26 protein-coding genes are annotated in these 22,397 nt (G+C 69.0%); 22 read left to right on the top strand and 4 right to left on the bottom strand.

Features of this window, described 5'->3' with window-relative positions; all coding sequences use genetic code 11:
* Positions 1-38 precede the first annotated feature (38 nt).
* Positions 39-905, bottom strand: a complete 867-nt coding sequence (locus ACWD3H_RS22805) for a DMT family transporter (RefSeq protein ID WP_355549973.1) — start codon at positions 903-905, stop codon at positions 39-41.
* A 135-nt stretch (positions 906-1,040) separates the two neighbouring features.
* On the opposite strand from ACWD3H_RS22805, the gene ACWD3H_RS22800 reads away from it, so the two are divergent.
* From ACWD3H_RS22800 to ccsB, 5 genes are read left to right on the top strand one after another with little or no spacing between them, the layout of a single operon-like run.
* Positions 1,041-1,679: a histidine phosphatase family protein gene (locus ACWD3H_RS22800; protein WP_355549975.1), complete on the top strand. Its 639-nt coding sequence runs from the start codon at positions 1,041-1,043 to the stop codon at positions 1,677-1,679.
* A gap of 56 nt (positions 1,680-1,735) precedes the next feature.
* On the top strand, positions 1,736-2,305 hold the full coding sequence (locus ACWD3H_RS22795) for a TlpA family protein disulfide reductase (protein ID WP_355549977.1): 570 nt from the start codon (positions 1,736-1,738) through the stop codon (positions 2,303-2,305).
* A 27-nt stretch (positions 2,306-2,332) separates the two neighbouring features.
* Complete coding sequence (locus ACWD3H_RS22790; protein WP_451956392.1) at positions 2,333-3,067, top strand: cytochrome c biogenesis CcdA family protein; 735 nt, start codon at positions 2,333-2,335, stop codon at positions 3,065-3,067.
* The gene (resB, locus tag ACWD3H_RS22785; protein WP_451956391.1) at positions 3,067-4,734 is read left to right on the top strand and encodes a cytochrome c biogenesis protein ResB; all 1,668 of its coding nucleotides are present in this window, start codon (positions 3,067-3,069) and stop codon (positions 4,732-4,734) included. Before ACWD3H_RS22790 ends, resB begins: the two co-directional genes overlap by 1 nt.
* Complete coding sequence (ccsB, locus tag ACWD3H_RS22780) at positions 4,724-5,692, top strand: c-type cytochrome biogenesis protein CcsB (RefSeq protein ID WP_451956390.1); 969 nt, start codon at positions 4,724-4,726, stop codon at positions 5,690-5,692. The genes resB and ccsB overlap by 11 nt, the downstream gene beginning before the upstream one ends.
* Before the next feature lie 50 nt (positions 5,693-5,742).
* Here the strand turns inward: ccsB and ACWD3H_RS22775 are convergent, their stop codons facing one another.
* Positions 5,743-6,042 (bottom strand): PLDc N-terminal domain-containing protein, encoded by a 300-nt coding sequence (locus ACWD3H_RS22775; RefSeq protein WP_350955364.1) that lies wholly within the window; start codon positions 6,040-6,042, stop codon positions 5,743-5,745.
* A 191-nt stretch (positions 6,043-6,233) separates the two neighbouring features.
* Here ACWD3H_RS22775 and ACWD3H_RS22770 point away from each other — a divergent pair, with 191 nt between their 5' ends.
* On the top strand, positions 6,234-7,016 hold the full coding sequence (locus ACWD3H_RS22770; protein WP_451956389.1) for a hypothetical protein: 783 nt from the start codon (positions 6,234-6,236) through the stop codon (positions 7,014-7,016).
* Positions 7,017-7,026: 10 nt separating this feature from the next.
* Positions 7,027-7,266 (top strand): hypothetical protein, encoded by a 240-nt coding sequence (locus ACWD3H_RS22765; protein WP_355549988.1) that lies wholly within the window; start codon positions 7,027-7,029, stop codon positions 7,264-7,266.
* A gap of 122 nt (positions 7,267-7,388) precedes the next feature.
* Here the strand turns inward: ACWD3H_RS22765 and ACWD3H_RS22760 are convergent, their stop codons facing one another.
* Positions 7,389-7,628 (bottom strand): BldC family transcriptional regulator, encoded by a 240-nt coding sequence (locus ACWD3H_RS22760; protein WP_012887349.1) that lies wholly within the window; start codon positions 7,626-7,628, stop codon positions 7,389-7,391.
* Positions 7,629-7,895: 267 nt separating this feature from the next.
* On the opposite strand from ACWD3H_RS22760, the gene ACWD3H_RS22755 reads away from it, so the two are divergent.
* Positions 7,896-8,093, top strand: a complete 198-nt coding sequence (locus ACWD3H_RS22755; RefSeq protein WP_355549990.1) for a DUF4229 domain-containing protein — start codon at positions 7,896-7,898, stop codon at positions 8,091-8,093.
* Here ACWD3H_RS22755 and ACWD3H_RS22750 read toward each other — a convergent pair.
* Positions 8,077-9,342 carry a delta-60 repeat domain-containing protein gene (locus ACWD3H_RS22750; RefSeq protein ID WP_451956388.1) on the bottom strand — a complete coding sequence of 422 codons (1,266 nt, stop codon included), beginning with the start codon at positions 9,340-9,342 and terminating at the stop codon, positions 8,077-8,079. The genes ACWD3H_RS22755 and ACWD3H_RS22750 overlap by 17 nt on opposite strands.
* Positions 9,343-9,420: 78 nt before the next feature.
* Here ACWD3H_RS22750 and ACWD3H_RS22745 point away from each other — a divergent pair, with 78 nt between their 5' ends.
* The 14 genes from ACWD3H_RS22745 (at position 9,421) to nuoK (ending at position 22,362) form a co-directional block, all read left to right on the top strand.
* Positions 9,421-10,146, top strand: a complete 726-nt coding sequence (locus tag ACWD3H_RS22745) for a demethylmenaquinone methyltransferase (protein WP_451956387.1) — start codon at positions 9,421-9,423, stop codon at positions 10,144-10,146.
* Positions 10,147-10,297: 151 nt separating this feature from the next.
* The gene (locus tag ACWD3H_RS22740; RefSeq protein WP_350918481.1) at positions 10,298-11,575 is read left to right on the top strand and encodes a geranylgeranyl reductase family protein; all 1,278 of its coding nucleotides are present in this window, start codon (positions 10,298-10,300) and stop codon (positions 11,573-11,575) included.
* Positions 11,572-11,694, top strand: coding sequence for a hypothetical protein (locus ACWD3H_RS22735; RefSeq protein ID WP_451956386.1), 123 nt, complete (start codon positions 11,572-11,574; stop codon positions 11,692-11,694). The genes ACWD3H_RS22740 and ACWD3H_RS22735 overlap by 4 nt, the downstream gene beginning before the upstream one ends.
* A 2-nt stretch (positions 11,695-11,696) precedes the next feature.
* Complete coding sequence (locus tag ACWD3H_RS22730; protein WP_350918475.1) at positions 11,697-12,056, top strand: NADH-quinone oxidoreductase subunit A; 360 nt, start codon at positions 11,697-11,699, stop codon at positions 12,054-12,056.
* 2 nt (positions 12,057-12,058) lie between these two features.
* Complete coding sequence (locus tag ACWD3H_RS22725) at positions 12,059-12,610, top strand: NuoB/complex I 20 kDa subunit family protein (RefSeq protein WP_355549998.1); 552 nt, start codon at positions 12,059-12,061, stop codon at positions 12,608-12,610.
* Between the two features lie 77 nt (positions 12,611-12,687).
* A complete protein-coding gene (locus ACWD3H_RS22720) occupies positions 12,688-13,365 on the top strand; it encodes an NADH-quinone oxidoreductase subunit C (RefSeq protein WP_350918471.1) in 678 nt (225 codons plus the stop codon).
* A 65-nt stretch (positions 13,366-13,430) separates the two neighbouring features.
* Positions 13,431-14,687: an NADH-quinone oxidoreductase subunit D gene (locus ACWD3H_RS22715; protein ID WP_451956449.1), complete on the top strand. Its 1,257-nt coding sequence runs from the start codon at positions 13,431-13,433 to the stop codon at positions 14,685-14,687.
* Positions 14,684-15,436, top strand: coding sequence for an NADH-quinone oxidoreductase subunit NuoE (nuoE, locus tag ACWD3H_RS22710; protein ID WP_451956385.1), 753 nt, complete (start codon positions 14,684-14,686; stop codon positions 15,434-15,436). Before ACWD3H_RS22715 ends, nuoE begins: the two co-directional genes overlap by 4 nt.
* Before the next feature lie 115 nt (positions 15,437-15,551).
* On the top strand, positions 15,552-16,838 hold the full coding sequence (gene nuoF, locus ACWD3H_RS22705) for an NADH-quinone oxidoreductase subunit NuoF (protein WP_350918465.1): 1,287 nt from the start codon (positions 15,552-15,554) through the stop codon (positions 16,836-16,838).
* 67 nt (positions 16,839-16,905) lie between these two features.
* Complete coding sequence (locus ACWD3H_RS22700; RefSeq protein WP_451956384.1) at positions 16,906-19,389, top strand: NADH-quinone oxidoreductase subunit G; 2,484 nt, start codon at positions 16,906-16,908, stop codon at positions 19,387-19,389.
* On the top strand, positions 19,389-20,738 hold the full coding sequence (gene nuoH, locus ACWD3H_RS22695; RefSeq protein WP_451956383.1) for an NADH-quinone oxidoreductase subunit NuoH: 1,350 nt from the start codon (positions 19,389-19,391) through the stop codon (positions 20,736-20,738). The genes ACWD3H_RS22700 and nuoH overlap by 1 nt, the downstream gene beginning before the upstream one ends.
* On the top strand, positions 20,725-21,240 hold the full coding sequence (gene nuoI / locus ACWD3H_RS22690) for an NADH-quinone oxidoreductase subunit NuoI (protein ID WP_350955372.1): 516 nt from the start codon (positions 20,725-20,727) through the stop codon (positions 21,238-21,240). Before nuoH ends, nuoI begins: the two co-directional genes overlap by 14 nt.
* Positions 21,233-22,069 carry an NADH-quinone oxidoreductase subunit J gene (locus ACWD3H_RS22685; protein WP_350918453.1) on the top strand — a complete coding sequence of 279 codons (837 nt, stop codon included), beginning with the start codon at positions 21,233-21,235 and terminating at the stop codon, positions 22,067-22,069. Before nuoI ends, ACWD3H_RS22685 begins: the two co-directional genes overlap by 8 nt.
* The gene (gene nuoK / locus ACWD3H_RS22680; RefSeq protein WP_350918451.1) at positions 22,066-22,362 is read left to right on the top strand and encodes an NADH-quinone oxidoreductase subunit NuoK; all 297 of its coding nucleotides are present in this window, start codon (positions 22,066-22,068) and stop codon (positions 22,360-22,362) included. Before ACWD3H_RS22685 ends, nuoK begins: the two co-directional genes overlap by 4 nt.
* Positions 22,363-22,397: the final 35 nt, after the last annotated feature.

Here is a 22,397-nt window from a genome sequence, read left to right as displayed (position 1 = left end):
GATCCAAGGACCTGCAAAGGGCGTCCAAGGGACAAGGCCTAGCTGATGGCGATCGTCACCACGCCGCCGACGATGACGCAGGCGGCCAGCAGCCGCCTGGTCAGGTCGCCCTCGGCCAGCAGCCTGCCGCCGAGCAGCACCGCGACGAGCACGCTGACCTCCCGTACCGGGGCCACCGCGCTGATCGGCGAGAAGGTGAACGCGGTCAGCGCCAGCAGGTAGGAGAGCGGCATCAGTACCGCCGCACCCAGCACCCGCGTCCAGTGCTCGCGCCAGACGGGCAGGACCAGAGCCCGGCGGTGGCCGCCGAGCACCGGTGCGGTCAGCACGAGGGTGCGGCCGAAGTCGCCGAAGTAGTTGAGCAGGATCGGCGCGACCGCGAAGGCGCTCACCACCTGCTTGTCCCAGACGGTGTACGCCGCGATGAACACTCCGGTGGCCAGCCCGAACCCGATGCCGCTCAGATCCCGGCGGCTGGGCCTGCGCGCCATGCTGAGCAGGAAGACACCCACCCCGATCAGACCGATCCCCGCGATGCCCGCCAGGCCGGGTCGCTCACCCAGGAACAGGACGGCGACCAGGCTGGCCAGCAGCGGTCCGGTGCCTCGGGCGATCGGGTAGACCATCGACAGGTCACCGTGCCGGTAGCCACGCTGGAGGAACATGAAGTAGCCCAGGTGCAGCGTGGTGCTCGCGGCGATCACCCCGAGGTCGGCCCACGAGAGACCGGTGCCGCCGAGGAGGAGATAGCCGAGCGCGACCGGGGTCCAGACCACCGTGGACGCGGCGGCCACCATCCAGACGAAGACGACGCCGTCGGCGTCGGCCGCCTGCTTGCTCAGCAGGTTCCAGCAGGCGTGGGCGACGGCCGAGGTGAGGATGAGGGCGAGGGCGAACAGGCTCACGGGGGACCTTTCCGGACCGCCGGACCGCGGAACCTTAGCCACAAACGCCCCAGACCCTACTCGCCTTCGCCACGCGCTCCCAGTGGTCCACCTGACCGGCTGTGGGCCGGTAGCTGTGGGTAGGCTGGCGGAACCATGGCTGAGACCACCGTCGTTCACCTCCTGCGCCACGGTGAGGTGCACAATCCCGCTAACGTCCTGTACGGCAGGCTTCCCGACTACCACCTCTCCGACAACGGCGTGCAGATGGCCGAGACGGTGGCCAAGGCGGTCGCCGGCCGCGACGTCGTCGCGCTGTTCTCCTCCCCGCTGGAGCGTGCCCAGGAGACCGCCGCCCCGCTCGCCGCGACCTTCCACCTGGACGTCACGCTCGACGAGCGGCTGATCGAGGCCGAGAACATCTTCGAGGGTCTCTCCGTCGGCGGAGGAGACGGTGTCTTCCGTAACCCGCGCTTCTACCGCTACCTGTGGAACCCGCTCCGCCCCTCCTGGGGAGAGCGCTACAGCCACCTGGTCAACCGGATGAGCGGCGCGATCAACGCCGCGCGCAGGGCGGCGCGCGGCCATGAGGCGATCATGGTGAGCCACCAGCTCCCGATCTGGATCATCCGGCTCGCCGCCGAGGGCAGGCGCCTGCCGCACGACCCGCGCCGCAGGCAGTGCGCTCTGGCCAGCCTCACCAGCTTCGCCTTCGAGGGGGACCGTCTGATCAGCGTGGGGTACAGCGAGCCCGCGGCGGCACTCGTCAAACGCCCCACTGTGCCGGGCGCCTGACCCCGCCGGTACAGTGATTGCTCTACCGGTTGTAGTACAGGGAGCCTCCGTCATCCATGCGCGCACAATCCTTTGCCGCCGTCGCGCTGCTCATCGCCGTGGCCGGATGCGCCGGAAACCAGGGGGCGCAGCCGCAGACCGGCGACACCCGGTTCATCGCGGGCGACGGCAAGATCACCCTTTTCCAGGCCGCCGACCGCAAGGTCGCGCCGCCTGTTGAGGGGGAGACCCTCGACGGGGGCACCGCGACGCTCGCCGCACACAAGGGCAAGGTCGTGGTGCTCAACTTCTGGGCCTCCTGGTGCGCGCCCTGCCGGGCTGAGGCGCCGGTGCTCAAGGACATCTCCGCCAAGACGAAGGCGGACGGTGTGGAGTTCCTCGGCATCGACTTCAAGGACCGCAAGGCCGACGCGCTCGCCTTCGAACGGAGCCACAAGTCCGGCTACCCGAGCATCTTCGACCAGCCGGGCAAGGTCGCGCTCTCCTTCCAGGGCACGGTCCCGCCCGCGGCCATCCCCTCCACGCTGATCATCGACCGCCAGGGCAGGATCGCCGCCAGGGCACTCGGCGCGGTCAAGTACAACGACCTCCTCGACGCCGTGACCAAGGTCGGTAATGAGAGATAACGGCCCCGGGCGATGGCTGGGCCCGCGATGAGCGCTGACCTCGTGAGCACCGTCGCGAGCGGTTCGCTGGCGCTGGCGCTGCCGATAGCGGTCGCGGCCGGGCTGGTGTCGTTCCTGTCGCCGTGCGTGCTGCCGCTCGTGCCCGGCTACCTGTCGTACGTGACCGGCATGAGCGCCGACCCCAGGCGGGGGCGCATGGTCGCGGGCATCGTGCTGTTCGTCCTCGGGTTCGCCGCCGTGTTCGTGGCCGGAGGGGCGCTCTTCGGCGGGCTCGGCGCGATGCTGTTCGGCAACGCCGGGATCATCACGCGGGTGCTGGGCGCCCTCACGATCGTGCTCGGCCTGGCCTTCATGGGAGTCATCCCCGGCCTGCAGCGCGACTTCCGCATTCATCGGCTCCCGGCCGCGGGCCTGGCGGGGGCGCCCCTGCTCGGCCTGGTGTTCGGCCTGGGCTGGACCCCCTGCATCGGACCCACCCTCGGGGTCGTGCTCACCCTCGGCCTGAACGAGGGCAGCGCCGGCCGCGGCGCGATACTCGCCTTCGCGTACGCGCTCGGCCTCGGCCTGCCGTTCGTGGCGGCCGGGCTGGCGTACAGCAGGGCTCTGAGGACCTTCAAGGCGGTACGCCGGCACTCACAGCTGATCACGCGGGTGGGCGGCGTCATGCTGGTCGTCGTCGGCGTCCTGCTCGTCACCGGGCTCTGGGAGCAGCTCGTCGCGATGATCCAGGGCTGGGTCGGCGGATTCGAGCCGGTGATCTGATGGGGCACATCGACCCTGGGACGGGAGAGCGAGCGGTGGCCGAGCCGCAGACGGAGACGGTGGCCGCGAGCAGTCCCGAGGCCAACGGGAAGAACGGGAAGAACGGGAAGAACGAGGAACGGCGGCCCGGGGGAATCGGGGTCGTGGGCTGGGCGCGCTGGTTCTGGCGGACGCTCACCTCGATGCGGATCGCGCTGATCCTGCTGTTCCTGTTCGCCCTGGCGTCCATTCCCGGCTCGATCTGGCCGCAGCGCGGTGTCTCCGACGCCAAGGTCTTCCAGTACTTCGAGGACAGCCCCCGGCTCGCCGAGTGGCTGGACAGGTTCTGGCTGTTCGACGTGTTCAGGGCGCCCTGGTTCGCCGCGATCTACCTTCTGCTCTTCCTGTCCCTGATCGGCTGCGTGCTCCCCCGTACCATGACCCACCTGCGGGAGCTGCGCAGGAAGCCGCCCGCGGCGCCGCGCAACCTGGGCAGGCTGCCGCAGCACGCCTCCTTCGAGGCCCCGCTGACCGTCGAGGAGGCCGCCGCCACGCTGCGCGCCAAGCGGTTCCGGGTGATCACGGGGCCCGGCTGGGTCGCCGGGGAGAAGGGCTACCTGCGCGAGACCGGCAACCTGCTGTTCCACGTGTCCCTGCTCGGCCTGCTGCTCGCGGTCGGGATCGGCACGCTCTACGGCTACCGGGGCAACGTGCTGGTCGTGGAGGGCGAGGGGTTCGCCAACACGGTCGCGGCCTACGACCGCTACATGCCGGGGCAGCAGGTGAACGCCGAGTCGCTGGAGCCGTTCTCCTTCACGGTCGAGGACTTCCAGGCGAGCTACATCGCGAAGGGTGAGAAGACCGGGCAGCCCCTCGACTTCGAGGCCAGGCTCAAGGTCGAGGACGCCCCCGGCGCCCCCGTGCGCGACTACGTCCTCAAGGTCAACGAGCCGCTGAACGTCAACGGCACGCAGAGCTACCTGATCGACCACGGGTACGCGCCGACCTTCAGGATCACCGACGGCAAGGGCCAGGTCGCCTTCGACGGGCCGGTGCCCTGCCTGGTCGTCCAGCCCGCCAACTTCACCTCCGAGTGCGTGATCAAGGTCCCGGACGCGCAGCCGGAGCAGCTCGGTCTCCTGATCGGCTTCCTGCCGACGACGGTCCCGGTGGGCTCGGAGTGGGTGTCGGTCTTCCCCGGCGCCGCCAACCCCACGGCCCAGGTCTACGGTGCCTTCGCCGGTGATCTGGGCCTGAAGGACGGCCGGCCGCAGTCGGTCTACGAGCTCGACCCGGAGAGCCTGAAGAAGATGAAGCCGCTGGTCATGAAGGCGGACCCGCTGGCGGTCAACGAGAAGCTCACGCTCCCGGACGGTATGGGCTCCATCGAGTTCACCGGCGTCAGGGAGTGGATCGCTCTGCAGATCACCTACGATCCCGGTCGGATACCGGCGTTCGTCGCCTCGGTCCTCGCCGTGGCCGGCCTCGTGCTGGCCCTGACCGTCCGCCGCCGCAGGGTGTGGGTACGGGTCCGCGACGAGGCGGGTCGGCCCGAGGGCGAGAGCCGGCAGGTCGAGGTGGGCGGCCTCACGCGTACCGAGGGGGGCGATTTCGACGAGGAGTTCAGCGAGATCGTCTCCGCTTTGAACCCAGGAATTCCCAACCCAGGAGTTAAGGATGCCCGTTGAGGTCGATGCCGGCCTCGCCACCCTGAGCGATCAGCTCATCTTGGCGACGGTGCTGCTCTACGTCTTCGCAATGATCGCCTACGCCCTCGACCTGGCCTTCAGCCGGTCCGCGGGGGTGTCGGCCCGCGCGGTGGCACAGCCCGCGCTCGCCACCGTCGGTGGTGGTGCGGCCCCGGCCGCCCCGGAGTCCGCCCCGGTGGAGGGCGAAGGTCCCACTGACAAGGCGCCCGGTGCCTGGGCGACACGGGTTGGGCCGGTGGCCGTCGGGCTGAGTTGGCTCGGCTGGGCCGCGAACCTCGGGTCCCTCCTCACCCGGGGCCTGGCCGTGGACCGGTGGCCGTGGGGCAACATGTACGAGTTCGTGGTCGCGATGTGCTTCGCGGCGGTGAGCGCGTTCCTGTTCACGAACCTCCGCTACCGGGTCCGCTTCCTCGGCGCGTTCGTCATGGTCACGGCTGCTCTCGGGCTCGGCTTCGCGGTCCGGTACCTGGAGGTGCAGGCCGGTCCGGTGGTGCCCGCGCTCAACAGCTACTGGGTCCTGATCCACGTGTCGGCGGCGATCGTCGCCAGCGGCCTGTTCCTGATGGCCGGGATCGCCGGCATCCTCTATCTGGTCAGGAAGGACACCGCGGTCCTGCTGCCGTCCCGGCCGCAGTTGGAGCGGGTCGCGCACCGGGCCATCGTGATCGGCTTCCCGATCTGGACCTTCGCCGTCATCGCCGGGGCGCTCTGGGCGGACAAGGCCTGGGGCCGCTACTGGGGCTGGGACCCCAAGGAGGTCTGGGCGTTCATCACCTGGGTCGTCTACGCCGCCTACCTGCACGCCAGGGCCACCGCGGGCTGGAAGGGCAAGGCCGCCACGATCGTGCAGCTCGTCGCCTGCGCCTGCCTGCTGTTCAACCTGGTCGGGGTGAACATCTTCTTCGGGGGCCTGCACTCCTACGCCGAGGTTCCCTGAGTCCGGCGCCGAGCCCCGGCTGACCGGCCACATCGGCCGGTCAGTCGTCGTCAGTCCTCGTCGCGCAGGCGGCGGTCGAGGTCCTTGAGGAAGTCGGGGTCGTCGTCGGGGCCCTTCGGGGCCTCGGGGCGCTGTGGCATGTCCTCCGCCAGGAGCGAGCGGGGCGCCCTGGGGCCGTACGGTCGGCCGAGCAGCAGCCAGAAGAGCCCTCCGACGGCCAGCAGCAGCACCACGATGAGCACCCAGAGGAGCTTGGGCAGGTTTCTGGACTCCTCGTCCGGCGTGGTGATGACGTCGAACAGGCAGTAGAGCCAGAAGGCGAATATCGCCAGACCGACAAGCAGGGGCATGCCCGAACTGTAAGCCATTGTGAGCCCAGTTGCGGTCAGCCCTCCGTTACGGATGACTGGCGAGGGCTCACCCGGTTAACGTAGAACCCGTTGACACTTCCCCAGGGGGTGTGATGGCACAATCGGGCGACAAGGGCCGCCATCGACGGCGGTGGTGGCAGCGAGGTCCGGCCGCGCGTGCGGAGAGTGCTGTGCGGGAAGCTCCGCGTGAGGTTTCCCGCGAGGTTCCCCGTGAGGTTCCCCGCGAAGCGGAGCGCCGGGTCGGGGCGGTCACGGCCCCGGTGGTCGACCGCCCGCAGTACACCTGGAAGGACTTCGAGCTCGACGACGAGCGTCCCCGGGCACAGCCCAACTCTCCGGACACCCCGGATCTGGGTGACGGCCTGCGCCACTGCGGGCGCCTGGAGCGCATTCTGCACCGTCAGTGGGACTCGCGGTGGGAGATCCCGCCTCCGGAGGTCGTGCGGGCGGTGGAGAGCCTGGCCAGGTTGCCCGACCTGCTGAAGGACAAGCTGGCCGACGGTCTCGACGGCATCTACGTCGGCGCGGGCGGGGTGCCCGACCTGGACGACATGGGATACCTGCGCGGTGCGCCGCTGCCCTCGGGCCGGGCGACCTGGGACGTCTGCGCGGGAGCGTACGGCGACCGCAAGATCGTGGTGGGAGATCGGCCCTCGCCCACCCCCGACGTGATGATGCACGAGGTCGGACATGCCCTGGACGATGTGGACGCCCCCCACGGCGACTGGGTCTCCGACTGCCCGGAGTTCGCCGCCCTCTACGCCCAGTGCGTTCCCGTGCTGGCCTCGGGGTTTCATCTCCAGCCGGGCGACCTGGGCCGCAAGGAGTTCTTCGCCGATGCCTTCGCCGCGATCGTCTCCCGGCAGCGCCCCGCGCTGGTCGACATGCTGGGCGGCGACACGCGAATGGCGCTCAACGTCATGTTGTTCTTCAACCGGCGCTACGGAATCTAGGTGATCTGGGATGTACGTCGTCAGGCTCGCTGACGGTACTCTGCGCGTTCCGCAGACCCTGGCCGGCGATGACGGGCGTCTGATCGGCAACGCCTATGTCGAGGTGTCTCCGGGGGATCCCGACTATGACCGCTGGCTGGCCGAGTCGCTCACCGAGGAGGAGTGGGCAGAGCGGCGGCGGCGCTGGTTGGCGGAGAACGACGACCTGGAGCGGGAGTTCCTGGCTTTCAAGGCCGAGCAGGAGACCTAGGCCGGTTCAGGTACGGGTGTGGTCACCGTCCGTGTCGTGTGGCATTTCACACGACTCCACGGTGACCCTGCGGCTTCCGGGTAAGGCGCGCAGGATCACCGATGGTGTGACGTCCTAAGTCGTCAGACGCGCGGGGACTCGCCTGCAGGCCGTTCGGCCGTCAAGACGTCCTCTCCACGCAGAAGGGCGTGCACTTCCGACTCGCGGAAACGCCGGTGCCCTCCGGGGGTACGGATGCTGCTGATGCGGCCTGCCGCGGCCCAGCGTGTAACCGTCTTTGGGTCGACCCGGAAGAGGGCGGCAACCTCTCCGGGCGTCAGCAGACGCTCGCTGCTACTCTCCACAATCTCTCCCCCTCGCATCCCGCTTCCTGCCAGCGGGCGGACAGGTAACCAGTGTGCCGAGCGAAGCCTGATTTATCCGTGGTTTTCAACAAAGATCACGGGTTGTTATCTACTGCCTGCCCGATTGTTATATGATAGAGCCTCTTTGGGACTCTCGTGGGTGTTTCTTTACGAAACTGGTCTGTTGTGAACACTAGCAGCGCTCGCAGTCAATGCGAAGGGCGCTCCCGCAGTCAGCACGGGGTCATGCCTGGGCGATGAGCGGAGTGACGTAGCCTCGACGTTGTGCATCCCGTCATCGTTTACACCGCGTCCCGGGTCGGTCTACTCGCCGTGAGCCTGGGAGTGCTCTATATCCTCGGCCTGCGCCAGCCCCTGGTCCTGCTTGTCGCCGCATTCCTGGTCAGCGGCGTGGCCAGCTACGTCCTGCTCTCAAAGCAGCGGGACGCGGTAAGCGAGCGAATCACTAAGAATCGGGAGTGAGCGGCGACGGGAACATGCCGACTCGGGCATGGTACTCGTGACCGAGCCGGGTTGTGTCACTACCAACGAGTAATCCGCCAGGATGTGCCAGGAATGCCTTGACTCCGATTCCGCGTTCCCGGGTGGGGTTCCATGTCAGGGCCTTGCCGGTGCGGGGGTGGATCGCTCCGATTCCCGGGCGCGCCACCGCTCCGGGTCCCGCCGAGTCGTGGCCGAGCGGGTTGTCCAGCCAGCGCTGGTGCCCGCCGACGTAGACCGCCGCCCCCGTCGCCGCCACCGCGTACAACGAGTCGCCCCCGGTGTGGTTCACCCAGGTGGGTCGTACCTCGCCGCGGGCGCGGGTCTCGAAGCGCGCGGCCGTGTCGCACATCCTGTCCCGCCCCCCGGGGCCGCCGGTCGTGACGACGGCGAGATAGCTCCCGTCGGGGGCGAAGTCCAGGCCCCGCACGTAGCTGGGAAAGTCGGCCATGCACCTGCCCCGGTAGGCGCCGGTCCGCCAGGGCGCGACCTTGGCCGGTGACGCGGCGACGTCGATCAGGCCGAGCTGCGGGCGCGACAGGCCGTCGAGGGTGGCGAAGTCACCGCCGACCGCCAGCCTGCCGTGGCTCAGGGAGAGCGCGTGGACCCTGGTCCTGCCACCCCTGGGCTCGTCCGGCCTGATCGCGAAGGTCGGGTCGACCGAGCCGGTGACGGCGTCCAGCCTGGCCAGTGCGGTAAGGGCGACGGGGCCGACACGGGTGAAGTCGCCGCCGACGTAGAGGTGGCGGCCCAGCCTGGCCAGGCTGGTGACCGTTCCGCCGCGGACCTGGGCGTCGAAGCGGGCCACCGGGGATCCGTCGGACAGCCGGAGCAGGGCCAGACCCCGCGTCTGCGTCTCGTCGGTCGTCGTGAACCGGCCGCCCGCGTAGACGGTGTCGTGCACCCCCGCCGCCAGGGCCTGGACCGGGCGGTCGAGGCGTGGTGCGAAACCGGGCAGCACCCGCCCCGTGGCCAGGTCGTAGGCGAAGAGGTTGTCGCGCGACAGCACCCTCGTGCTCCGGGCCTCGCGTACCTCGCTGAACGAGCCTCCGACCACCACCGTGCCGCCCACCAGCGCGATGGCGTTGACGATCCCGTCGAGCACGTGGGGAGTGCTGTTCACCGGATCGGTCAGGACGACCCTGCTGTGCTCCGTGGTGCCGGCGGCGGCGGTCCCGGGGAGCATCAGGATCAGGGCCGCGGTCGGCAGGTAAGCGGTTCTGGCAAACATTTGACAATTTTTAGCATGCTCCGGGTAATCGAATGACTACTTTCCGTGGATTGTCGGGGCGGGCCTAGGCTTGGTGTCATGACGCGCGCTTCTCTGGACAAGCAGCCGCATGAGGTCGCCGCGATGTTCGATCGCACGGCCCGGCGGTACGACCTTGTCAACGACGTTATCTCCCTGGGCCAGGTCCGGCTGTGGCGTAAGGCGACCGCCGCGGCCGTCGACGCGGGCCCCGGTGAGCTGGTCCTCGACCTCGGTGCGGGCACCGGCACGTCCACCGACTCGTTCACCTCGCTGGGTGCCCGCGCGATCGCCTCGGACTTCTCACTCGGCATGCTGAGCACCGGGGTCAGGCGCAGGGGCGGCTCGGGCGTTTCCGGCGGGGGAGTGCGGGGTGTCAGCTTCATCGCGGGCGACGCGCTGCGGCTGCCCTTCGCCGACGACGTGTTCGACGCGGTGACGATCTCCACGGCGCTGCGCAACGTGCAGGACACCGGCCAGGCGCTGCGCGAGATGTATCGGGTGGCCAAGCCGGGGGCGCGCCTGGTGATCCTGGAGTTCTCACACCCGACGCCGAGGTCCTTCGACCTCGTATACTCGCAGTACCTGATGAAGCTGATGCCGCAGGCAGCCAAGCTCTTCGGTTCCAACGACGACTCCTACGAGTATCTGGCGGAGTCGATCAGGGCCTGGCCGGACCAGGCGGGGCTGGCGAGGATCATCCAGGAAGCGGGCTGGGAACGGGTCGCCTGGCGCAATCTCACGCTGGGCATCGTGGCCCTCCACCGCGGATATAAGCCCGCATAGAAGATTGGCAGGCGATAGCAGTACCCACCTGACACTTTGCCCCGCAAAGGCGTTAGACTTCGGGCCGACAAGTTTGTGAAGACCTTCACAAAGGATCGAAAGGCCCCTTACCCCGAGGCCCCCAAAGATTTTGTAGGACAGGACAGGTCCCGTGACCGTGCCAGCCGCCAGACAGCGGAATGTCGCTGAGGCTGACGCCGACGTCATCGTCGTCGGCGCCGGGCCCGCCGGTTCGACAACCGCTTTTCATCTCGCGCAGGCCGGACTTGACGTCCTGCTGCTCGAGAAGACCACCTTCCCCCGCGAGAAAGTCTGCGGCGACGGGCTGACGCCCCGAGCGGTCAAGCAGCTCATCGCCATGGGGATCGACATCGACGCCCCCGGCTGGGTCCGCAACAAGGGCCTGCGCGTGGTCGGCGGCGGGATGCGCTTCGAGCTCGACTGGCCTGAGCTGGCGAGCTACCCCGACTTCGGCCTGGTCCGCACCCGCCAGGACTTCGACGAGATCCTGGCCGGCAACGCGGTCAGGGCGGGCGTCCGCCTGCTGCAGGGGGTCAACGTCACGGCCCCGGTCCTGGACGACCGCAGCGGGCACATCGTCGGCGTCCTCGCCAGGCAGAACGGCGAGGAGGTCACCTACCGTTCCCGGCTGGTGGTCGCCGCCGACGGGAACTCCACCCGGATCTCCCTGGCCATGGGGCTGCACAAGCGCGAGGACCGCCCGATGGGCGTCGCGGTGCGGACGTACTTCGAGAGCCCTCGCCATGACGACGACTACCTGGAGACCTGGCTGGAGCTGTGGGACGGTGACACCCTGCTGCCCGGCTACGGCTGGATCTTCGGTGTCGGCGACGGCACGTCCAACGTGGGCCTCGGGCTGCTGAACACCAGCGAGTCCTTCAAGGGCATGGACTACCGCGACCTGCTCAAGCGCTGGGTGAAGGGCATGCCCGCCGAGTGGGGCTACGTCGAGGAGAACATGACGGCCCCGATCAGGGGCGCCGCGCTGCCGATGGCCTTCAACCGCCAGCCGCACTACACCCGGGGTCTGGTGCTGGTGGGCGACGCCGGCGGGATGATCAACCCGTTCAACGGCGAGGGCATCGCGTACGCGATGGAGAGCGGCCACGTCGCGGCCGAGATGATCGTCCAGGCACTGGGCAGGGTCACCCCCGCCCAGCGGGAACGTGTGCTGCGAGCCTACCCGCAGACGCTGAAGGACGCCTACGGCGGCTACTTCACGCTCGGCCGGGGCTTCGTCGAGCTCATCGGGCACCGTGGTGTGATGAACTTCGCCACGCGTCACGCGCTGCCGCACCCCCGCCTGATGAGGTTCGCTCTCAAACTCCTTGCTAATCTCACCGACCGGCGGGGTGATGCGTCGGATCGCATCATCAACGCCCTGTCGAAGGTGGCGCCACCGGCATGAGCTCAACGAACGCCGAACACCTGGGACCCGGGGCGATGATCGTCCTGCCTAGACTTTCGAAATACACCAACATGCAGAGCTACGCGCGGGCGCGCGTGGAGATGGGAGAGGAGGCGTAGCGATGGAGCTGTACGCACCCATCCTGGTGCTCGCCGTTCTCGCGGCGGGATTTGCGGTCTTCTCAGTGACGATCGCCCCCTTCACCGGTCCCAAGCGCTGGAACCGCGCGAAACTCGACGCCTACGAATGCGGTATCGAGCCGACGCCCCAGCCCGTGGGCGGAGGTCGCTTTCCGCTGAAGTACATGGTCACCGCGATGCTGTTCATCGTGTTCGACATCGAGATCATCTTCCTCTATCCGTGGGCTGTCGCGTTCGACCAGCTCGGGATGTTCGGGCTGGTCGAGATGGTGCTGTTCATCGTCACCGTGCTCGTGGCCTACGCGTACGTGTGGCGCCGCAAGGGTCTGGACTGGGACTAGATATGGGACTTGAAGAGAAACTTCCGAGCGGGTTCATGCTCAGCACGGTCGAGCAGGTCGCCGGCTGGGCACGCAAGAACTCCGTCTGGCCGGCCACCTTCGGTCTTGCCTGCTGCGCCATCGAGCTGATGTCCACCGGTGGTCCCAAGCACGACCTGGCGCGCTTCGGCATGGAGCGCGCTTCGGCGTCTCCGCGCCAGGCCGACCTGATGATCGTGGCGGGCCGGCTGTCGCAGAAGATGGCCCCGGTGCTGCGCCAGATCTACGACCAGATGGCCGAGCCCAAGTGGGTCATCGCCATGGGCGTCTGCGCCTCCAGCGGCGGCATGTTCAACAACTACGCGATCGTGCAGGGCGTCGACCACGTCGTCCCCGTCGACATCTACCTGCCCGGTTGCCCGCCGAGGCCCGAGATGCTCGTCGACGCGATCGTCAAGCTACACGACAAGATCCAGAACACGAAGTTCGGCGCGCATCGCGCCAAGCAGATCGACGAGCTCGAACTGCAGGCACTGCGGACGTTGCCGCTGATCGACCAGGGAACCGCCAAATGAGAAGCGGTGAGCGACCGATGGCGCGAAGCGGATTCACCGCGGCCCGCGCGGCGAACGAGGAGCGGTAGGCGACCGACATGAGCACTGAAAACCTCCCGGAGGTCCCGGAGGAGCCCATCGCCCGCCTGGGCATGTTCGGCACCTCGGGTACCGGAGACACCTCGGGCTACGGCCGCCTCGTCGTGCGGCGCAAGCCCGAGCTCTCCACCCCCCGCCCGTACGGCGGGTACTTCGACACCGTCGCCGACGAGCTGGAGCGCGCCCTCGGTGGCGACTTCGCCGACGCCGTCGAGCGCGTGGTCGTCGACCGCGGTGAGCTGACCTTCCACGTCAGGCGCGAGCGCCTGCTCGACGTGGTCAGGGCACTGCGCGACGACGCCGCCCTGCGCTTCGAGCTCTCGCTCGGCGTCTCCGGCGTGCACTACCCCCATCTGACGGGTCAGGAACTGCACGCGGTGATCCACCTGTGCTCGATCACGCACAACCGCCGCCTGCGCGTCGAGGTCTCCTGCCCCGACGACGACCGGCACATTCCCTCCACGGTCTCTGTCTACCCGACGCACGACTGGCACGAGCGCGAGACCTGGGACTTCTTCGGCATCGTCTTCGACGGACACCCGGCGCTGACCCGCATCATGATGCCCGACGACTGGGACGGCCACCCCCAGCGCAAGGACTACCCGCTCGGCGGCATCCCGGTCGAGTACCGCGGCGCCGAGATTCCCGCGCCGGACCAGAGGAGGTCTTACACGTGAGCACCTTTGACGACGAGGCCACCGAGGGCACGGTCTACACCGTCTCCGGCAACGACTGGTCGGAACTGCTCGAGACCCTCACCGGCCAGCAGGACGAGCAGCTCGTCATCAACATGGGTCCCCAGCACCCGTCCACGCACGGCGTGCTCCGCCTGATCCTGAACCTGGACGGCGAGACGGTCACCGAGGCCCGCACGGTCATCGGCTACCTGCACACCGGCATCGAGAAGAACCTCGAGTTCCGGACGTGGACCCAGGGGACGACGTTCGTCACCCGGATGGACTACCTGGCGCCGATCTTCAACGAGACCGCCTACTGCATGGGCGTCGAGAAGCTGCTCGGCATCACCGACCGGGTCCCCGAGCGGGCCCAGGCCATCCGCGTGATGATGATGGAGCTCACCCGGATCTCCTCGCACATGGTGGCCATCGGCACCTTCGGCATGGAGCTGGGCGCGACCACGCCGTTCCTCTTCGGGTCCCGCGAGCGCGAGATGGTGCTCGACGTGATGGAGTACATCACCGGCCTGCGGATGAACATGGCCTACGTCCGGCCCGGCGGTGTCTCCGTCGACCTGCCGGCCGGCGCCGTCGACAAGGTCGGCGAGCTGCTCAAGGTCATGCCGGGGCGCATCAAGGACATGCGCAAGATGCTCGACGCGAACCCGGTCTACCTGGCCCGCACCAAGGACGTCGCCTACCTCGACCTCACCGGCTGCATGGCGCTGGGCGTCACCGGTCCGATGCTGCGGGCCGCGGGCCTGCCGTGGGACCTGCGCAAGTCACAGCCCTACTGCGGCTACGAGACCTACGAGTTCGACGTCCCGACGGAGAAGAGCGCCGACGTCTACGGCCGCTACCTGGTACGGATGGCCGAGATGGAGGAGTCGCTCAAGATCATTGAGCAGGCTCTGGACCGCCTCTCGGGGCCGCTCAAGGGCGGCCGGGTGATGGTCGACGACAAGAAGATCGGCTGGCCCGCGCAGCTCGCGCTCGGCCCCGACGGCCTGGGCAACTCGCCCGACCACATCGCGCACATCATGAGCGGCTCCATGGAGGCGCTGATCCACCACTTCAAGCTGGTGACCGAGGGCTTCAGGGTCCCGGCGGGGCAGGCGTACGCCTCGGTCGAGTCGCCCCGCGGAGAGCTCGGCGCCCACGTGGTCAGCGACGGTGGCACCCGCCCCTACCGCGTACACTTCCGCGATCCGTCCTTCACGAACCTGCAGGCCATGCCCGCGACGTGCGAGGGCGGCATGGTCGCCGACGTCATCTCGGCGGTGGCCTCGATCGACCCGGTGATGGGGGGTGTCGACCGATGAGCGCGCCCGACGAGAGAGCGGTTGCCGGCGGTGAGCCGGTGGGTGGGCAGAGCACCCCGTCGAGCAACGAGGAGGTGAGCGCGACCATGACCAAGGGGTACGCGCCGGAAGTGCGCGAGCGCCTGGAGCGCGACGCCAAGGAGATCATCGGCCGCTACCCCAGGCCGCGGTCGGCGCTGCTTCCCCTGCTGCACCTGGTGCAGTCCGAGGACGGCTACGTCTCCGACGACGGCCACGAGTTCTGCGCCGAGATGCTCGGGCTGAGCAAGGCCGAGGTCGTGGGCGTCTCCACCTTCTACACGATGTACAAGCGCAGGCCGATGGGCCAGTACCACGTGGGCGTGTGCATCAACACGCTCTGCGCGGTCATGGGCGGCGACCAGATCTGGGACGAACTCTCCGAGTACGTCGGTGTCGGTCACGACGAGGCGACCCCGGACGGGAAGATCTCGCTGGAGCGGCTGGAGTGCAACGCCGCCTGCGACTTCGCCCCGGTGATGATGGTCAACTGGGAGTTCTTCGACAACCAGACCCCGGACTCGGCCAAGCAGCTCGTCGACGACCTCAGGGACGGCAAGGAGCCCTCGCCGACCCGCGGCCCGAAGAAGCTCTGCACGTTCAAGGAGGCCTCGCGGGTGCTCTCCGGCCTGCCCGACGGCCTGGCCGGTGACGGCCCCTCGGCGGTGGGTCCCTCCCTGGAGGGCCTGAAGATCGCTAAGGCCAACGGATGGAAGGCTCCCGAGGCGTGAACGGGCGCGAGGTCAACATGATCGGGCGAGCCGGCGCGTGCGGGCGCGGCGGGCGAGCAGGCAGGCACGGCGCGGTCTCGTCACGGAGCGACGGGCTGCCAGGCGAGGAGACGAAGTGACCACTCTCACCCCGGTTCTCACCGCGAACTGGGACCAGCCGAACTCCTTCACGCTGGAGGGCTACGGCGACTACTCGGCGGCCAAGAAGGCGCTGGGCATGGACCCCGACGCGGTCATCCAGGTCGTCAAGGACTCCGGGCTGCGCGGCCGAGGCGGCGCGGGCTTCCCCACCGGCATGAAGTGGGGCTTCATCCCCCAGGGGGACGGCAAGCCGCACTACCTGGTGGTCAACGCCGACGAGTCCGAGCCCGGCACGTGCAAGGACATCCCGACGATGATGGCCAACCCGCACGCGCTGGTCGAGGGCATCATCATCACCGCGTACGCGATCCGGGCCAACCACGCCTTCATCTATGTGCGCGGCGAGGTGCTGCACGTCATCCGCCGCCTGCAGGCGGCGGTGGCCGAGGCGTACGCCAAGGGCTACCTCGGCACCGACCTCTTCGGCACCGGCTTCAACCTGGAGCTCGTCGTGCACAGCGGGGCGGGCGCCTACATCTGTGGCGAGGAGACGGCGCTGCTCGACTCGCTGGAGGGTCATCGCGGCCAACCTCGGCTCAAGCCCCCCTTCCCCGCCGTGGCGGGTCTCTACGCCTCGCCCACCGTGGTCAACAACGTCGAGTCGGTCGCGAGTGTTCCCTCGATCATCGCCAACGGCGCCGAGTGGTTCGCCGGGATGGGCACCGAGAAGTCCAAGGGCTTCGGCATCTTCTCGCTGAGCGGCCACGTGACCCGGCCCGGCCAGTACGAGGCTCCGCTCGGCATCACGCTGCGCGAGCTGCTGGAGATGTCCGGCGGCATCAGGGAGGGCCACCGGCTCAAGTTCTGGACCCCGGGCGGGTCGAGCACCCCGATCTTCACGGACGAGCACCTGGACGTCCCGCTGGACTTCGAGTCCGTGGGCGCCAAGGGCTCGATGCTCGGCACCCGGGCCCTGCAGATCTTCGACGAGACCACCTGCGTGGTGCGCGCCGTGCTCCGCTGGACCGAGTTCTACGCGCACGAGTCCTGCGGCAAGTGCACCCCCTGCCGGGAGGGCACCTACTGGCTCAAGCAGGTGCTCAAGCGGCTGGAGAAGGGGCAGGGCACCGAAGAGGACCTGACCACGATCACCGATATCGCCGACAACATCCTGGGCCGCTCCTTCTGCGCCCTGGGTGACGGTGCCACCAGCCCCATCCACTCGTCGGTGAAGTACTTCCGCGACGAATACCTCAAGCACTTCGAGATCGGCGGCTGCCCGTTCGATCACGCCCCGTCCACGGTGTGGGGGGCGAAGTGAGCGCGCGCAGGAAGGCCACCGGCAAGCACAGCACCGTCTCGGTCGCCAGGCCGACGGAGGAGACGCCATGACCGTCGAAGCCACCACCCCGGCGCAGGCGCCGGTGAACCTGGTCACCGTCACCATCGACGGCTTCCAGGTGAGCGTCCCGAAGGGCACGCTGATCATCCGGGCGGCCGAGCTGCTCGGCATCCAGATCCCCCGGTTCTGCGACCACCCGCTGCTGGACCCGGCCGCCAACTGCCGCCAGTGCCTGGTGGACATCCCCGACGCGGGCAACGGCCGGGGGTTCCCCAAGCCGCAGCCCTCCTGCGCGATCGAGGTCGCCGAGGGCATGGTCGTCCAGACCCAGCTCACCTCGCCGGTCGCGGAGAAGGCGCAGCGCGGCGTCATGGAGCTGCTGCTCCTGAACCACCCGCTGGACTGCCCGGTCTGTGACAAGGGCGGCGAGTGCCCGCTGCAGAACCAGGCCATGTCCAACGGCCAGGGTGAGAGCCGCTTCGTGGAGAAGAAGCGGACCTTCGAAAAGCCGGTCGCGCTCTCCTCGGAGGTGCTGCTCGACCGCGAGCGCTGCGTCCAGTGCGCGCGCTGCATCCGCTTCTCCGACGAGATCGCCGGCGACCCGCTCATCGACTTCTTCGAGCGCGGGGCCAAGGAGCAGGTCGGAGCCGCGGACGGCCGCCCGTTCGAGTCCTACTTCTCCGGCAACACGGTGCAGATCTGCCCGGTGGGCGCGCTGACCGGTGCCGCCTACCGCTTCCAGGCCCGCCCGTTCGACCTGGTCTCCACGCCCAGCGCCTGTGAGCACTGCGCCAGCGGCTGCTCCCTGCGCGCCGACCACCGGCGCGGCAAGATCACCCGCCGCCTGGCCGGGGACGACCCCGAGGTCAACGAGGAGTGGAACTGCGACAAGGGGCGCTGGGCCTTCACCTACGCGACCCAGCCCGACCGGCTGAAGACCCCCCTCGTCCGTGACGAGGAGGGTCGCCTGGTGCCGGCCTCCTGGCCGGAGGCGTTCGCCGCCGCCGCCAAGGGCCTGTCCGCGGCGCGCGGGCGCGCGGGCGTGCTCGTCGGCGGTCGCGTCACCGTCGAGGAGGCGTACGCGTACTCGAAGTTCGCCCGGATCGCGCTCGGGACGAACGACATCGACTTCCGCGCCAGGCCGCACTCCGAGGAGGAGGCGCGCTTCCTGGCGCACGCCGTCGCCGGCAAGGGCATCGAGGTCCGCTACGCCGACCTGGAGAAGGCGCCGGCGGTGCTCCTGGCGGGCTTCGAGCCCGACGAGGAGTCGCCGATCGTCTTCCTGCGCCTGCGCAAGGCATGGCGCAAGAAGGGCCTGAAGGTCTTCTCCGTCGCGCCGTTCGCCGGCCCCGGACTGGCCAAGATGGGCGGCACGCTGATCCCGGCGGTGCCGGGCACCGAGACCGCCGTCCTGGACGACCTGGCCGCCGTCGACGTGACGGCCGCCGAGGCGATCAGGCAGCCGGGAGCGATCATCCTGGCCGGTGAGCGACTCGCCACCGTGCCGGGCGCGCTGTCGGCGCTGCTGCGGCTCGCCGACTCCAGCGGTGCCCGCCTGGCCTGGATCCCGCGCCGCGCCGGTGAGCGCGGGGCCGTCGAGGCCGGGGCGCTGCCGAACCTGCTGCCCATCGGCCGCCCGGTCGCGGACGAGACCGCCCGCGCCGAGGTGGCCAGGGCCTGGGACGTCACCTCGCTGCCCGAGGGCGAGGGCCGCGACACCACCGCCATGCTGGCGGCGGCGCTCGACGGAGAACTCGACGCCCTGGTCGTCGCGGGTGTCGACCCCTACGACCTGGCCGCGCCGCAGGCGGCCCTGCTGGCCCTGGAGAACACCCCGTTCATCGTGAGCCTGGAGCAGCGCGCCAGCGCGGTCACCGACCGCGCCGACGTGGTGTTCCCCGTCGCCGTGGTGGCCGAGAAGTCGGGCACCTTCGTCGACTGGGAGGGGCGCGGGCGCTCCTTCGAGGAGGCGCTCGGGGTTCCGGGGATCATGAGCGACCTGCGGGTCGTCTCCGCGATCGCCGACGCCATGGACGTGCACCTCGGCCTGCCCGACCCCGCCGCCGCCCGCCGCGAGATCGGCTCGATCGGCGCGTGGCGTGGCCCCAGGGCCGCGGCCCCCCAGGCGAGCGGCTCTCTCGCCGCCGGGCCGCGGGCGGGGGAGGCCGTCCTGGCCAGCTGGCACCTGCTGCTCGACGACGGCCGCCTGCAGGCGGGCGAGCCGTACCTGGCGGGCACCGCCCGCCCCGGCGTGGCGCTGGTGTCCGAGGCCACCGCCGCCGAGTGCGGCCTGGTAGAGGGTGGAGAGGTGGTCGTCGGCACCGAGCACGGCTCATTGAGCCTGCCCGTGCGGATCGCGGACCTGCCCGACCGGGTGGTGTGGCTGCCGGCCAACTCCGAAGGTCGCTCGGTCACCCGTGACCTGCACGCCGTCGCCGGTGATGTGGTCAGGGTCGGCGCGGTGAACACCGCCGAGAGCACCACGGCCGGCGAGGTAAGCGCCGCCGGCGAAGCTAACGAGGAGCGGTAATGAATGCCCGGACTCTTCTAGCGGCCGATCCGACCCTTGCCGACTTCGGCAAGGACCCGCTCTGGATCAGCATCATCAAGGCCGTCGTCATCTTCATAGTCCTGATGCTGGGCGTGCTGTACGGCGTGTGGTTCGAGCGCAAGCTCATCGCCCGCATGCAGAACCGGTACGGTCCCAACCGGGCGGGCAAGTTCGGGCTGCTCCAGTCGGTGGCCGACGGCCTGAAGATGGGGCTCAAGGAAGACCTGATGCCCCGGACCGTCGACAAGGCGATCTACTTCATCGCCCCGGTCGTCCTGGCGGTACCGGCCTTCCTGGCCTTCTCCGTCATCCCGATGGGCCCGATGGTGTCGATGTTCGGTGTCCAGACGCCGCTGCAGCTCACCGACCTCCCGGTCGCGGTGCTGCTGGTGCTGGCGATGGCCTCGATCGGCGTGTACGGCATCGTGCTGGCGGGCTGGGGCTCACGCTCCCCGTACTCGATCCTCGGCGGCCTGCGGGCCAGCGCCCAGGTGGTCTCGTACGAGATCGCGATGGGCCTGTCGTTCGTGGGCGTGTTCCTGTTCGCCGGGACGCTCTCCACCTCGGAGATCGTCGCGGCACAGGCCAAGGGCGGGGTGTTCACGCTGGGCGGCCTGGAGATCCCGATGCCCTCCTGGTACATGATCCTGCTGATCCCGTCCTTCCTGATCTACATCGTCACGATGCTGGGCGAGACCAACCGGGTCCCCTTCGACCTGCCCGAGGGTGAGGGCGAGCTGGTCGGCGGCTTCCAGACCGAGTACTCCAACTCGCTGAAGTTCGCGATCATCATGCTCGCAGAGTACGTCAACGTCTTCGTGGTCTCCGCGGTGTCCATCACCCTGTTCATGGGCGGCTGGCGTGCCCCGTGGCCGATCTCCATGTGGGACGGCGCGAACACCGGCTGGTGGCCGCTGCTCTGGTTCTTCGCCAAGATGGTGCTGGTCTTCGGCTTCTTCGTCTGGTGCCGCGCCTCGCTGCCGCGCGTCAGGTACGACCAGCTCATGGCCCTCGGCTGGAAGGTCCTCATCCCGATCAACCTGGCCTGGATCCTGCTCGTGGCCACGGTCAGGGCCCTGCAGCTCGAAAACGTCAACCGGTCGCTCGTGCTCATCCTGGCCGCGATCGTGATGATCGGCTGCCTCGGGATCTGGTGGCGCTTCGACAGCGTGCTGCAGAAGCGCAAGGAGGCCAAGGCCGCACTGGTCGAAGCCGAGTTCGAGCAACTCCAAGCCGAGCCGACCGCGGGTGGCTTCCCTGTGCCGCCGCTCGACCTGCCGCACTACCACGGGGTAGAGCGCAAGGAGGTTCCCAGTGGGAGCAACTGATTGGCTGAATCCCATCAAGGGATTCGGCGTGACCTTCCACACGATGTTCAAGAAGGTCGAGACGGTCAACTACCCCGAGGAGAAGCGGCCCACGGCGCCGCGCTTCCACGGCCGGCACCAGCTCAACCGCTGGCCCGACGGCCTGGAGAAGTGCGTCGGCTGCGAGCTGTGCGCCTGGGCCTGCCCGGCCGACGCGATCTTCGTCGAGGGGGCCGACAACACCGATGAGGCACGGTTCTCACCCGGTGAGCGCTACGGGCGCACCTACCAGATCAACTATCTGCGGTGCATCCTGTGCGGCCTGTGCATCGAAGCCTGCCCGACACGGGCGCTGACGATGACCAACGAGTACGAGCTCGCCGACACCAGCCGTGAGAGCCTGATCTACACCAAGGAAATGCTGCTCGCACCGCTCGGTCCCGGCATGGAGGTCCCGCCGCACCCCATGCGTCTCGGCGAGACCGAAGAGGACTACTACCGGCTGGGACGCAACAATGGGTGAGACCATCACGTTCTGGATCCTGGCGGTCGTCTCGGTGTCGGCCGCCCTCGGGCTCGTCTTCAGCCGCAAGGCCGTCTACTCGGCCCTGATGCTGGGCGTCGTCATGCTCTCCCTGGCCGTGCTCTACGCGGTACAGGACGCCCCCTTCCTCGCCGCGGTGCAGATCATCGTCTACACCGGCGCGGTCATGATGCTCTTCCTGTTCGTCCTGATGCTCGTCGGCGTCGACTCCGCCGACTCGCTGGTCGAGACGATCAAGGGGCAGCGCGTCTGGGCGGCGATCGCGGGCCTGGGCTTCGCCTTCCTGCTCGCCCTGGGGGTCGGCAACGCCACCTTCGCCGCGCCCACCGGCCTGGCCGAGGCCACGAAGGTCGCGGGCGGCAACGTGCCCTCCCTGGCACAGCTGATCTTCACGCGGTACGTCTTCGCCTTCGAGGTCACCTCGGCGCTGCTGATCACCGCCGCGCTCGGCGCGATGGTGCTGGCGCACCGCGAGCGCATCCGGCCCAAGGCCACCCAGCGTGACCTGGCCCGCGCCCGGTTCAACGGCCCGCAGCCTTCGCCGCTGCCGGGACCCGGCACCTACGCGCTGCACAACGCGATCGACATGCCGGCCCTGCTGCCCGACGGCACGGTCGCCGACAAGTCCATCAACCGGGTGCTCGCCAGGCACGAGATGGAGGGCGGCTTCGCGCCGACCGACCCGGTGAAGGCGGCGCTCATCAAGCAGGTCCTGGAGAGGGACGCGGCGCAGGATCGCGATTCCGACTCAGGCGACAAGCCCGTCCAGGCGGAGGACGCGGCGCCCCAGCAGGAGGACGGCAAGTGACCACTCACTACCTGGTGCTCTCCGCGCTGCTGTTCGCGATCGGCGCCATCGGCGTGCTGGTACGGCGCAACGCGATCGTGGTGTTCATGTGCGTGGAGCTCATGCTCAACGCCTGCAACCTCGCGTTCGTCGCCTTCGCCAGGCAGCAGGGCAACCTGGACGGCCAGATCATCGCGTTCTTCGTGATGGTGGTGGCCGCGGCCGAGGTCGTCGTCGGCCTCGCCATCATCGTGATGATCTTCCGAACCCGCAGGTCCGCGTCGGTGGACGACGCGAACCTGCTGAAGTACTAAGAGGTGGCCGTGGAACCCGCTGAGATCATCCAGCA

It is taken from the genome of Streptosporangium sp. NPDC002607, from assembly GCF_053592655.1.
This window is presented reverse-complemented; position numbering and strand designations above follow the sequence as displayed.